The organism is Pseudomonas sp. G2-4 (assembly GCF_030064125.1).
GTDB lineage: Bacteria > Pseudomonadota > Gammaproteobacteria > Pseudomonadales > Pseudomonadaceae > Aquipseudomonas.
In genome coordinates this window covers 1,014,675-1,026,388 of the sequence record NZ_CP125957.1, presented here as the reverse complement: position 1 = coordinate 1,026,388, position 11,714 = coordinate 1,014,675, and the positions used below count along the sequence as shown (strand labels likewise).

General features: G+C 59.7%; 12 protein-coding genes and 1 pseudogene. 6 read left to right on the top strand and 7 right to left on the bottom strand.

Features of this window, described 5'->3' with window-relative positions:
- Positions 1-35: 35 nt before the first annotated feature.
- Positions 36-1,403, bottom strand: coding sequence for a DUF1329 domain-containing protein (locus QNH97_RS04425; RefSeq protein WP_283555773.1), 1,368 nt, complete (start codon positions 1,401-1,403; stop codon positions 36-38).
- Positions 1,404-1,425: 22 nt separating this feature from the next.
- Complete coding sequence (locus QNH97_RS04420) at positions 1,426-3,219, bottom strand: DUF1302 domain-containing protein (RefSeq protein WP_283555772.1); 1,794 nt, start codon at positions 3,217-3,219, stop codon at positions 1,426-1,428.
- Positions 3,220-3,667: 448 nt separating this feature from the next.
- Here QNH97_RS04420 and QNH97_RS04415 point away from each other — a divergent pair.
- Positions 3,668-3,820: pseudogene (locus QNH97_RS04415) on the top strand (N-acetylmuramoyl-L-alanine amidase); the annotation flags it as partial.
- Between the two features lie 42 nt (positions 3,821-3,862).
- Here the strand turns inward: QNH97_RS04415 and QNH97_RS04410 are convergent.
- The 4 genes from QNH97_RS04410 to QNH97_RS04395 all read right to left on the bottom strand — a co-directional run bounded on the left by QNH97_RS04410 (position 3,863) and on the right by QNH97_RS04395 (position 7,431).
- Entirely contained in the window at positions 3,863-4,774 is a 912-nt protein-coding gene (locus QNH97_RS04410; protein ID WP_283555771.1) for an SDR family oxidoreductase, read from the bottom strand.
- Positions 4,775-5,121: 347 nt separating this feature from the next.
- On the bottom strand, positions 5,122-6,024 hold the full coding sequence (locus QNH97_RS04405; RefSeq protein WP_283555770.1) for an alpha/beta fold hydrolase: 903 nt from the start codon (positions 6,022-6,024) through the stop codon (positions 5,122-5,124).
- The gene (locus tag QNH97_RS04400) at positions 6,024-6,812 is read right to left on the bottom strand and encodes a class II aldolase/adducin family protein (protein WP_283555769.1); all 789 of its coding nucleotides are present in this window, start codon (positions 6,810-6,812) and stop codon (positions 6,024-6,026) included. The genes QNH97_RS04405 and QNH97_RS04400 overlap by 1 nt, the downstream gene beginning before the upstream one ends.
- A gap of 166 nt (positions 6,813-6,978) precedes the next feature.
- A complete protein-coding gene (locus QNH97_RS04395) occupies positions 6,979-7,431 on the bottom strand; it encodes a flavodoxin (RefSeq protein ID WP_283555768.1) in 453 nt (150 codons plus the stop codon).
- A gap of 155 nt (positions 7,432-7,586) precedes the next feature.
- Here QNH97_RS04395 and QNH97_RS04390 point away from each other — a divergent pair, with 155 nt between their 5' ends.
- Positions 7,587-8,063 (top strand): PAS domain-containing protein, encoded by a 477-nt coding sequence (locus tag QNH97_RS04390; protein ID WP_283555767.1) that lies wholly within the window; start codon positions 7,587-7,589, stop codon positions 8,061-8,063.
- Between the two features lie 54 nt (positions 8,064-8,117).
- Positions 8,118-8,723 carry a hypothetical protein gene (locus QNH97_RS04385; RefSeq protein ID WP_283555766.1) on the top strand — a complete coding sequence of 202 codons (606 nt, stop codon included), beginning with the start codon at positions 8,118-8,120 and terminating at the stop codon, positions 8,721-8,723.
- Positions 8,724-8,744: 21 nt separating this feature from the next.
- Here QNH97_RS04385 and QNH97_RS04380 read toward each other — a convergent pair whose 3' ends face one another.
- Positions 8,745-9,704: a MerR family transcriptional regulator gene (locus QNH97_RS04380; protein WP_283555765.1), complete on the bottom strand. Its 960-nt coding sequence runs from the start codon at positions 9,702-9,704 to the stop codon at positions 8,745-8,747.
- Between the two features lie 246 nt (positions 9,705-9,950).
- Here QNH97_RS04380 and folM point away from each other — a divergent pair, with 246 nt between their 5' ends.
- From folM to folX, 3 genes are read left to right on the top strand one after another with little or no spacing between them, the layout of a single operon-like run.
- On the top strand, positions 9,951-10,661 hold the full coding sequence (gene folM / locus QNH97_RS04375; protein WP_283555764.1) for a dihydromonapterin reductase: 711 nt from the start codon (positions 9,951-9,953) through the stop codon (positions 10,659-10,661).
- Between the two features lie 20 nt (positions 10,662-10,681).
- A complete protein-coding gene (gene folE, locus QNH97_RS04370; protein ID WP_283555763.1) occupies positions 10,682-11,242 on the top strand; it encodes a GTP cyclohydrolase I FolE in 561 nt (186 codons plus the stop codon).
- Positions 11,243-11,623 (top strand): dihydroneopterin triphosphate 2'-epimerase, encoded by a 381-nt coding sequence (folX, locus tag QNH97_RS04365; protein ID WP_283555762.1) that lies wholly within the window; start codon positions 11,243-11,245, stop codon positions 11,621-11,623. It begins immediately after the preceding gene.
- Positions 11,624-11,714: the final 91 nt, after the last annotated feature.

The window sequence follows — 11,714 nt, the reverse complement described above, 5'->3', positions numbered from 1 at the left end:
AGCAAGCTCCCTCGCCACAGGTGCAGACAAACACCTTAACGAACCCCGGTCGAACGCAACGCCGCCGGCGTGTAGTCGGCTGCCCGGGCTTCGAAACCGTACTCGTAGCTGTGTTTCTCTTCGTTCTTCATCCCCAGGGCAATGTAGCGACCGGCGATGATGTCGTAGAGCGCTTCGAGGGTGTAGCCCGGGTTCTGGTGGTCGTAGTAGAACTGGGCATGACCTTCGGCCACCCGCCACAGCTGACCGCGACCGTCGTAGTGGTCCACCAGCGCGGCCTGCCAGCTGTCTTCGTCGAAGTACATATGGCGTTTGGCGTAGATGTGCCGCTCGCTGGCCTTGACCGTCCCCACCACTTCCCAGACCCGGTGCAACTCATAGCGAGTCAGGTCCTGGTTGATGTGGCCGGCCTTGATCACATCGTCGTACTTGAGGCTGGGCGAGTCGAGCTTGTAGCTGTTGTACGGGATGTACATTTCCTTTTTGCCGATCAACTTCCAGTCGTAGCGGTCCGGCGCACCGGAAAACAGGTCAAAGTTGTCGGATGTGCGCAACCCGTCGGCAGCGGTACCCGGCCCGTCGTAAGCCACTTGCGGGGCGCGACGCACACGGCGCTGGCCGGCGTTGTAGATCCAGGCCAGGCGCGGCTCTTTCACCTGATCGAGGGTCTCATGCACCAGCAATACGTTACCGGCCAGGCGCGCCGGGGCGGTGACCGACTGCTTGAAATAGGTCAGCACGTTACTGGCCTTTTCCGGGTCGGCATCCTTGATCAGAAACGGCACGGAGATCTCTTCCTCGAAGCGGATCGGCGTGAAACTCCCATTGGTCTGCGGGGTGACCTGGGTAATGACGCGCCGCAGGTTGCCGCCGTGATAGCGGGTGACGTGGTTCCACAGCACTTCCACGCCGTTCTTGGGAATCGGGAACGCGTAGTAGCGGTTGCCGGTGAAATTGGACAAGCCGTTACCGTCGTTGATGGACGCTACATTGAGAGCGCTACGCTTGGCCGACTCGTAGATTTCCGGCGGCAGGGATACGCTGCGGTGGGTCGGGTAGACCGGGATCTTGTAGGTTTCCGGGTAGCGCTTGAACATCGCGACCTGGCCTTCGGACAGCTTGTCCTTGTACTTGTCCACGGTCGCGGCGGTGATGGTGAACAGCGGTTTTTCATTGGCGAACGGATCCGCCAGGAAGCCTTTGCTGTCCACTGCACCGGCATTTTTTGGAATGCCGCCGGTCCAGGCCGGGATCGAGCCGTCGGCGTTGCCGGCCTTTTCCGCACCGATTGGAGTGAGGCTGGTGCCCAGTTTGTTCGCTTCATCCGGCGAGACTGCCGCCATTACGTTCGCGGCCAGCAGGCTCAAGGCCAGGGCACCGCATTGCAGGATCATCTTGCGCATTGGGTTTTCCTTGTCAGCCAGATCAGAAGTTCACGCCGAAGCTCAACGCGAGGAAATCGCGGTCTTCGAGAACGTTGTAATCGCCGCCAAAAAAGTCGGTGTAGCTCAGGCTGGCGGTGTACGTGTTGCGGTAGTCGGCATCGACACCGAGGCTGACGGCTTTGGCGCCTTCGTTAAACAAGCCGTTGGGACCGTAGCCGGCCACGTCATGGGACCAGGACACGTTGGGCTTGAAGTTGATGCCAGCGATGACGTTGGAATAGTCGAGAATCGCCCGGGCGCGATAGCCCCAAGAGGTGGCGGTCACGAAGCCATCGGTGTCACCGTTGAACCCGTACTGGCCGTAGACCGAATCGCGGCCGTAACGCAGCTTGTCCTTGGACTCCAGCCCGCCAACGTGCACCACCGCCGCCTCGCCCACCAGGGTCAGGCGATCGGCGCCCAGTACCTGATCGAAGAAGTGCGTCAGGGTGCTCTGCATCTGGGTGATTTCCTTGCGGCGATAGCCGGTGTTGTCCGCGCCCGCCGAGGTGGCAATAGGTGACGCTGCACCACCGGCAATCGGATTGAGCAAGGCCAGCGTCAGGTCGTTGGTATTGACCTGCACCGGTGCGTTGGGGCGATAGCTGATTTCCCCGGTCCACGCGGTGCCGGTAGGCAGCGTGGTGGAGAAACTGGCGCCGTACAGGCGGATGTCCTCGGGGTATTCGAGGTAGTACTGACCGCGTCCCAGCATCACGCTTTGCGCCAGGCCCGCGCCGCTGCCAGGCGCTATACCGTTGGCAATCGCGACCATCCCCGGCAGGGCCGCCAGCGTGGAGAGTCCCGCTGTAGTCGTCCCCACAGTAGGCGTGCGGCTGTGATAGTTCATGAAGTACAGGCCGTACTCGGTGTCATCGCCGAGCCAGCGCAACGCGGTGCCCCACTGGCCGGAATCACGGGCGTCACGGTCGCCGCTGCGACCAATGACAACGCCTTCGTCGTTCACCTGGATGCCTTGGCCAAAGGCCTGAGTCAATGGCACAAATGGCGCAATCGCCGGGCTGCCCACGGTGTAGCCGCTGGTGCACCCATCGGCCACCACGTCATTGCCGAAGAACGTGCCGCAGTTGTCGACCACCGTCTGGTCCCACTCCAGTTGGTAGAACCCTTCGATGGTGAGTTTGTCGGTCAACCCTTGGGAGGCGAACAGCATGTTCACCGGGATCAGGCCTTCCTTGATCTCCGCCCCCGGACGACGGAACGCGGACACGTCCACCGGGTTGATGCTGTTGATGGAGTTGCCGATGAAGGTACTTTCACCCCAACTGACCACCTGCTTGCCGGCGCGCACCGTGCCGGGCAAATCGGCGATGGAATAGTTGTGATAGACGAAGGCATCGAGGATCTGCGCCCCTGACGACTTGGCGCCTTCCTTGCGATTGCTGTCGCTGATGTCCTTGAACTCACGCCCTTCGTCCTTGAGCTCGAAGTCGTACCAGTACTTGCCACGTACGAACACACCGGTGTCGCCGTATTTGAGTTCGAGGTCGTGCAGGCCTTTGAAGATCTTGGAAAAGGTCTCGCCCTTCTTGAAGTTCAGCCGTCCATCGTCACCGGTGGACGATTGGCCCGTACCGCCGTTGACAGTACCAACCAGATCCTTGTCGGCGTCGCGCATGCCCCAGCTCGCGCCCACGGACAGCGAAGAGTCGAACTGACCCTCGATCTCGCCAATGTTGAATGAAACGGCCTGCGCCTGGGCACAGCAGCCCATGGCCACCGCGACGGCCAGCGCCTGCGGCTTGAAGATGGCGCGCATTGTTATTGTTGTCATGCGTCTTCCCCGGTGAGTGACAGAGGCTTCACCCTACTGCCGCACGCCATGGGCGATAAGCGCACCAAGGAGGTATTCGCGTTGTACCTAAAAAGGATTACTGCCCATGCGGGGCGGGCCTCTGCGTCGAGCATCGACGGACTGGATGATGGGTTATCAGCCGCGCGCATATTCATCACAGCCCTCGCGACTGTTGCGGCCCCCGTAACGGTGCATGTCTGAATACAGGCTGTTTCCCGAAGCACTCGATCCTTATGCTGGCGGGGCTTTCAGGGCAACGGGCCTGCAAGCGCAAGCCGCCACGGCATCCCTCACGCCTGGCGCACCGTCCTTCGGATGGATTGGCGCATCGATCCATCATCCCGTGTTGACCGACGTTGATTTGTAGCTCCTTTGCAACGTCATGTTTAGGCCGCTGCGTTTGCAGCGGCCTTTTTTATGTTCATGTGGGTATGACACGTCGGCCGCCACGACGGGTGCGGTTTTTCAGCGGCTGGTGCGCGCGTTTCAGCTGCACTTTCGTCCAGCAAAACATGACGGCGGGATGGATATCGAGACCGCTGCGAACCTGGCAGCGCTGGTGAAGAAATACGTTCCCTGACCGGCGTTGCCGTCGCTGACGGCAACCGGTCGAGGGCGAGCGCTAAACGGCGTAGCGTTGCAGATTCGCCATCATTTCCTTCAGCGCTTCCAGGTTGTCATTCGGGTGCACCGCATCCTCGAAGTCACAGATCTGCTGCCAGTGGGCGGCGACGTCTTCGGGCGAGAAACCTTTGCGCGGGTCGAAGCCCGCACCCAGGCTGCGCTCCCAACGCACCTTGCCCATCCAGCCGCCGCCCACCTCGAACAAGCCGGAGGTTTCCTGGCAGGTTTCACTGGCCAGGTACACCACCAGCGGGCTGACCAGTTCAGGCTTGAGCTGTTCGAATACTTGCGGCGGGATCAGGCCTTCGGTCATGCGGGTGCCGCCGGTGGGAGCGATGGCGTTGACCAGGATATTGTTCTTGCGGCCTTCGATGGCCAGGGTGCGGGTCAGGCCATACAGGCCCAGCTTGGCCATGCCGTAGTTGGATTGGCCGAAGTTGCCGTAGATGCCGGACGTGGAGGCCGTGAAGATGACCCGCCCATAGTTTTGCTCGCGCAGGTGCGGCCACGCAGCGCGGGTGACTTTGTAGGCGCCTTCGACATGGACGCGGTAGACCAGGTCCCAGTCCGCATCGTCCATCTTGTGAAAGGTCTTGTCCCGCAGGATACCGGCGTTGTTGACCACCACATCGACCCGGCCGAATGCGTCGAGGGCGTTCTGCACCAGTTTGTCGCCATCGGTGACGGAATCATGGTTCGCCTCGGCGATGCCGCCAGCTGCGCGAATCTCGGCCACCACCTGATCCGCTGCCGAGGCGTTGGCCCCCTCCCCTTGAGCGGAGCCGCCGAGGTCGTTGACCAGCACTTTCGCGCCTTGTTTGGCAAACAGCAGTGCATGGGCACGTCCCAGGCCACCTCCGGCTCCGGTGACGATCACGACTTTATCTTCGAAGCGCACAGATTCATTCATGGCAGAACTCCAGCAGGCCAATAGGACAATGGGCACGAGTGTCCGGGACAAGTCAGCCGGTCACAATCAACACAGTTGGGAGTGAATGGTGGGCGATAAGGTGGGGGGATGATGCGAGCCAAAGCTTGATCGCCGTTGGATTGCATCCACTGCGGCACACTCAATGTCTCCACCGGCTGAACCACCGCCATCGCGAGCAAGCTCGCTCCCATAGGGCGCGCGCGGATGCCCACGGATGTTGATCACGCAACAAGCCTATTGTGGGAGCGAGCTTGCTCGCGATGAGGCCGGTACATTCTTGGGTGGTGATGACTTCGCCGTCGCGAGCAAGCCCCACAAGGGATTGCTCATGAACAGACCATCTGCCTGAGAGGCGTGGCGATGTTTTCGCGAAACGCCAGGTAATGCTGGAGCACTTGCACCGGTGCCTCGGTGTGGGGGTAATGACCGATATCGGGCAACAACACCGTGTCAGGATTTGGAATCAGCGCCTCGTAGCGCGCGACCATGTGCTCACCGGAAATCGGATCCACCGCCCCGTCGATCACCCGCATCGGCACCTCTGCGCGCTGCATCGCGCGCACCCAGCGATCACGCTGCACCCGTCGTTCCGGGATATAGGCGATGAGTTTGTGCATGATCCGCGGACCACGATGGGATTCTATCAAGCTCCAGAAATCGTCCAGTTCACTTTCGGTGGGACCGGTCCTGGGGCCGAAAATCTGGCGAAAACTGTTCACCAGGCTTTGCCGGGAGAACGCCCGCCCCAACAGCCAGCCCAGAGGGCCGAGCAACAGCTTTTGAGCCAATACCGGACGATGGGTTTCCGGGAACAGACCGCCATTGAGAAACACACAGCTGGCGACCTGGATACGTGCCTCACAATGCCGGGCGATCAGTTCCTGGGCCACGCTGTCGCCATAGTCGTGGGCCAGCACATGCACCGCCTGATTGACGTTCAGATGCGCCAGCAAGGCCTGTTGCAGGTCCGCCTGTTCCAGCAGGCTGTAGGCATGATTCAACGGCTTGGCGGAGTCACCGAAACCGAGCATGTCACACGCGATCACTCGATAGCGTTGCGCCAATGGTTGCCACAGGTAATGCCAATCCCAACTGGCGGTGGGGAAACCGTGGATCAGCAACAGCGGCTCGCCCTGCCCTGCCACCCAGTAACGAATGGCATGGCCGCGGAACATGAAGGTCTGGCTGCGCTGGCGCCAGATACGCAGGGGGATCTGGTTGGGTGTCATCAGCTTCTATAGCCCGAATCTTGCTGATCGAGTTTGCGCAGCAACGCCGGCCAGGCCAGCGCACCGCCCATGCCTTGGGCGCTCCTGGTCACCCCGGCGATCATCGCCCGGGCGCCGGCCAGGATCTGCGGCTCGATGGCAATCAATTCGGCCCCACCGCCCTGAGCCAGGACCTGGATGTCACAGGCGCGCTGGAAGGTGAACATCATCAGGAAGGTATCGGCGATGGTGCCGCCGCAGGTCAGCAGGCCATGGTTGTGCAGCATCAGGAAATTGCAGTCGCCAAGGTCCGCCTGCAAGCGAGCCTTTTCCTCGTGATTCAAGGCCACCCCTTCATAGGCGTGATAGGCCAGGCTCGACAGCACGAACAGCGATTGCTGGCTGATCGGCAGCACGCCCTGCTTCTGGGCCGACACCGCGACACCGGCGGCCGTGTGGGTGTGCAACACGCAGGCGACGTCATGGCGAACCTCATGCACCGCACTGTGGATGGTGTAGCCGGCCGGGTTGATCTCGTAGGGGCTGTCCATCAACTTATTGCCAGCCTGGTCGACTTTAACCAGGCTCGACGCGGTGATTTCATGGAACATCAACCCAAACGGATTGATCAGGAAATCCTCCGTACCGGGAACCTTGGCGGAAATATGGGTGAAGATCAGGTCGTCCCAGCCATGCAACGCGACAAGCCGATAACAGGCGGCAAGGTCGACCCGGGTTTGCCATTCGGCTGCACTGACTTGGTCTTTGATGCTGAGTGTCGGTGTCGGTTGGACGGGCGCTACGCTCACGGCTTGGACCCCCTGGTTTTCTTATTATATGAATCTCATTACAAAAAACTTCGTACGCAAGAAAATCAGTCTAGTCAGCTCTTGGGGTAGCGGTAGTTGCATTAGCAGCCAGCTTACTGGCCGAGCGGGTCATCGCAGTGGATGCCCTGGCGCCCGGCCAACGCCTTCAACGCAAGGCGTCGATCAACTCGGCGAGCCACGGTTCGGCATCGGTTTCCGGGGTAACGCTTTCGCTGGCGTCCAGCCGTAGCATCGGCAGCACTTCGCGCACGCCCAGCTCGGCGTACAGCTCGAGCATCTGCTCGCCGCCTGCGCAGAAGGTATCCCCGTAGCTGGCGTCACCCAGGCCGATCACTGCGCCGGGCAAACCGCGAAAGAATCCAGGCAATTGGTCGCGGAGGATGGAGTACAACGGCATCAAATTGTCCGGCAATTCACCCATGCCCGTCGTAGAGGTCACCGCCAGCAAGGCCTGCGGGCCGAATGCCTGGATATCCGCCAGGGTGGCGCGAGGGTTGTGCCAGGCTTCGAAACCCGCGTCGCGAAACAGTTTGGCCGCGTGTCGGGCGACTTCTTCGGCGGTGCCATAGACCGAGCCGGAAAGAATGGCGACTTTCATCAATCTGATCCTGAACCAAAGTAAGAGAGCCGCGATAGTAACAGCAGCGCTCACCGGACTGCGAATGGCTCTCAACAGCCCATAATGGCAAGTGGACAGCCTGGCGATTTCTTCTAGAATGCTGCTTCAACAAGGACGTTTAAAGGGCCTTCTACATGATCAACGCTCAACTGATGCAACTGGTCATCAATGCTTCGAACGACGGGATCGTCATCGCTGAGAAAGAAGGCGACGAAGACAATATTCTCATCTACGTAAACCCAGCCTTCGAACGGCTGACAGGCTACAACCGCGATGAAATCCTTTATCAGGATTGCCGGTTCCTGCAATCGGGTGATCGCGACCAACCCGCTCTCGCGCTGATTCGCGATGCCTTGAAGCGAGGGGGGTCGTGCCGGGAAGTGCTGCGCAACTACCGCAAGGATGGCATGCCCTTCTGGAATGAACTGTCGTTATCAACGGTTAAAAGCGAGGCCGACGGCCATACCTATTTCGTCGGCGTTCAGAAAGACGTCACCGTCCAAGTCAAGGCCCAGCAACGCATCGCCCAGTTGGAACAACAGTTGGCCGAAGCCCGGGAAACGATTGCCCGGCTCGAAGCGACGAACGGCACAAACAAACCGGCGAATTAACGGTCAGTCACTACAATCACCAGTGAAAATGTAAATCATCATTTCGAGTAGACCATGCAGCGCGATGCCCTACTGACTCAGGATGAACTGGATTTCATCCGGACCATGCAGCACAACCCGCAATTGAACGAGCGGGATGTCACGTCGAGCTTGCTGGTAAACGGTGGTTCGCAGATCCGTGACCTGCTGACGCGTCTGGCGGCAAACGAGCAGGTCACGTTGCAAGCCAATTTCGAAAACCAGCAAATGACTTTTCCGTTGCATCTGGTGGAAGACGAATTCCATGCGATGCACCTGCGTTTGGGTGTGCCGAGTATCTACGAAGACGGACCGAAGATACGCCCATGGCGCCTGACGCTCGAAGAACCTGTGGCACTTGAAAACATCAAGGGCCAGCCGGGATCTCTCTGGGTCCACGAAGTGTCCTGTAAAGGCGTCTTGTTGGAAAACCGCAGTCGTATCAAGCCACTGAAGCAGTTTGCCTTGTGGTTCAGCCCGTCAGGCTACGAGAGAATCTCGTTGCGAGGCACCTTCGAACGGGAAACCGATCAAGGTTTTTTCGCCTACCATTTGAACCAGAATGACCAGGACGAGACTGAGCGCCTGCGCCAATACATCCTGCAGCAACACCGTCTCACCCATCCAACCATGCACCTATAACAGGTGAGGCAGGGCACCCGTTCAGGTGTCCAGGTTGCCCGTCAGAAATTGACGCAAGCGATGGTGCATCACCGCCCCCTCATTGCCCAGGCAACCGATCGAGGAGCCAGCCAGGCACTCCTGCGCCAGATCGGACGCATCACCGGCCAGCATTAACGGACAATCCAGGCTCATCGCCAATTTTCCCAGGCGCTTGGGAAACTCGGAGCCCGGCGCATGGTTGGAAACCAGCACCAGCGCCAACGGCTGGATCTTCTGGCACACCAGGGTCAGTTCGTCGAATGGCAGGCCGATCGTCAGCACCCTGACGCCCACGTCTGCCTTGGACAGGAACAGCGCTGTGACCAGCAGTTCCAGCTCACGGCATTGACCGGCGATGGCGCTGATCAGGACACGGCGCGACAGGTCTTCACGCTTGAGCAAGAGCCGCTGGATGATGCGCGAGCGCAGGAAGCCGTCAAAAAACACCCACTCACTGGTTTGCCCGAACTCCTGCTGGCGTTGCAACAATTGCCGCCAGAGCGGCATGAGGATGTCCTGGAAGATGATCGGCACTGCGTAGGTGGCAAAGATCTGCCCGTAGATGCGATCCAGCTCTATATCGTCAAAGTTGCGTACTGCTTCCGCTACCTGCTGTTGCCACTCAGCGTAATCGGCTCTGACCAGATCGGATGAAATCAGCGCGGAGACTGCTTGTACCGACTCGGTCTTCGCCAGGATCTTGCCCACTTTACTGACCGCCACGCCGCGCTCGATCCAGGCCAGTATGCTGCGCACCTTTTCGATATCGCTCAAAGAGTACAGGCGATGCCCGCTTTCAGTGCGGGTAGGCTGGATAAAACCGTAGCGACGCTCCCATGCGCGCAGGGTCACGGGGTTTACACCGGTCAATCGGGCTACTTCACGAATGGGGAACAAATCTTCGCGTTTTAAAGCCCCTGAGGCCTGGAAAACGAAGTTATCGTCTGTGATTACGCTCATTTTGGCAGACAATTCCGGCTGGCAAATTGGATCCCAGTTTACCCCCTCCTAGTCATGAGATGACAAGGAGAAACATCAGCAATATGTGGTTTCGTTGCGTTTCGTTCGAAATGGCATACGTTTTGGCTGTTTTTTCGATAGCAACGCGTCGCCACTGCTCGCGAAAATGCAATGGTAGTCAACATTTGGGTTTGAATGGACCGGTCGCTGTTATAGTTTTGCTCTTGTCGTGAACCGAGCTGCCCTATGTCCAGCGCCACCGCTCCGATCCTGATCACCGGCGCCGCCCAGCGCGTCGGCCTGCATTGCGCCCAGCGATTGCTGGAAGACGGTCAACCGGTGATCGCCACGTATCGCACCGAACGCCCGGGCGTGCAGACGCTGCGGGACCTGGGGGCGACCGTGCTGTTCGCCGACCTTTCCAGCGAGGCCGGGATCCTGGATTTCATCGAACAGCTCAAGCAACACACCGACCGGTTGCGGGCCATCGTGCACAACGCCTCGGCGTGGCTGGCCGAGGCCCCAGGCGCCGAAACGGACGCTTTCAGCGCTATGGTCGGTGTGCACATGCTCGCGCCCTATCTGATCAACCTGCGCTGCGCCGAGCTGCTGCAACGCTCAACGCCTGCGGATATCGTGCACATCAGCGATGATGTGACGCGCAAGGGCAGCAGCAAGCACATTGCCTATTGCGCCACCAAGGCTGGTCTCGAAAGCCTGACCCTGTCGTTCGCGGCGAAGTACGCGCCCGCCATCAAGGTCAACGGCATCGCCCCGGCCCTGCTACTGTTCAATCCCGAAGACGACGCAGCTTACCGTGCCAAGGCCCTGGCCAAATCTGCGCTGGGCATCGAGCCCGGCTGCGAAGTGATCTACCAGAGCCTGCGTTATCTGCTGGACAACCCCTATGTCACCGGCACGACCCTGACCGTCAACGGCGGAAGGCACGTCAAATAGCCTTGTTTCGAGGAAGTACCATGACACTATCCCTGCCCCAGAACTACCGCGAGATCCTTATCGGCCTGGGCGAAAACCCGGAGCGCGAAGGTTTGCTCGACACCCCGGTGCGCGCGGCCAAGGCCATGCAGTACCTTTGCCATGGCTATGAGCAAAGCGTCGAGCAGATCGTCAACGGCGCCCTGTTCGCCTCGGACAGCGATGAAATGGTGATCGTCGCCGACATCGAACTCTATTCCCTGTGCGAACATCACCTGTTGCCCTTCATCGGCAAGGCCCATGTAGCTTATATTCCTACGGGCAAGGTCCTGGGGCTGTCGAAAATCGCCCGGCTGGTGGACATGTTCGCCCGCCGCCTGCAAATCCAGGAAAACCTCACCCGGCAAATCGCCGACGCGGTGCAGCAGGTCACCCAGGCCGCCGGCGTTGCGGTGGTGATCGAAGCCCAGCACATGTGCATGATGATGCGCGGTGTCGAAAAACAGAACTCGACCATGAACACCTCGGTGATGCTCGGCGCCTTCCGCGAGTCCAGCACCACCCGCCAGGAGTTCCTGCAATTGATTCGACGGAGCAAGTAAATGCCACAACTTCAGCCAGCCATGGCACGCATCAAGGTCAAGGACCTGCGCCTGCGCACCTTCATCGGCATCAACGAGGATGAAATCCTCAACAAGCAGGATGTGCTGATCAACCTGACCATCCTCTACGCCGCCCAAGAGGCAGTACGCGACAATGACATCGACCACGCGCTGAACTACCGCACCATCACCAAGGCGATCATCGCCCATGTGGAAGGTAACCGCTTCGCGCTGCTCGAACGCCTGACCCAGGAATTGCTCGACCTGGTCATGGCCAACGCGTCGGTGCTGTACGCCGAAGTCGAAGTCGACAAGCCCCACGCCTTGCGATTTGCCGAGTCCGTGTCGATTACACTCGCGGCAAGTCGGGCTACTTCGTAGCAGCTGCAAGCCTCAAGCTGTAAGCTTCAAGCCTGACGACCGTAATCCAAACTTGCAGCTTGAAGCTCGCCCCTTGAAGCTGTCTCGCAGA

Bases quoted from the DNA above. Each gene is read 5' to 3' on its own strand.
- QNH97_RS04410 (WP_283555771.1), bottom strand. From the start codon at position 4,774: ATGAATGAATCTGTGCGCTTCGAAGATAAAGTCGTGATCGTCACCGGA.
- QNH97_RS04390 (WP_283555767.1), top strand. From the start codon at position 7,587: ATGATCAACGCTCAACTGATGCAACTGGTCATCAATGCTTCGAACGAC.
- QNH97_RS04395 (WP_283555768.1), bottom strand. From the start codon at position 7,431: ATGAAAGTCGCCATTCTTTCCGGCTCGGTCTATGGCACCGCCGAAGAA.
- folM (WP_283555764.1), top strand. From the start codon at position 9,951: ATGTCCAGCGCCACCGCTCCGATCCTGATCACCGGCGCCGCCCAGCGC.
- folE (WP_283555763.1), top strand. From the start codon at position 10,682: ATGACACTATCCCTGCCCCAGAACTACCGCGAGATCCTTATCGGCCTG.
- folX (WP_283555762.1), top strand. From the start codon at position 11,243: ATGCCACAACTTCAGCCAGCCATGGCACGCATCAAGGTCAAGGACCTG.
- QNH97_RS04385 (WP_283555766.1), top strand. From the start codon at position 8,118: ATGCAGCGCGATGCCCTACTGACTCAGGATGAACTGGATTTCATCCGG.
- QNH97_RS04420 (WP_283555772.1), bottom strand. From the start codon at position 3,219: ATGACAACAATAACAATGCGCGCCATCTTCAAGCCGCAGGCGCTGGCC.
- QNH97_RS04380 (WP_283555765.1), bottom strand. From the start codon at position 9,704: ATGAGCGTAATCACAGACGATAACTTCGTTTTCCAGGCCTCAGGGGCT.
- QNH97_RS04425 (WP_283555773.1), bottom strand. From the start codon at position 1,403: ATGCGCAAGATGATCCTGCAATGCGGTGCCCTGGCCTTGAGCCTGCTG.
- QNH97_RS04405 (WP_283555770.1), bottom strand. From the start codon at position 6,024: ATGACACCCAACCAGATCCCCCTGCGTATCTGGCGCCAGCGCAGCCAG.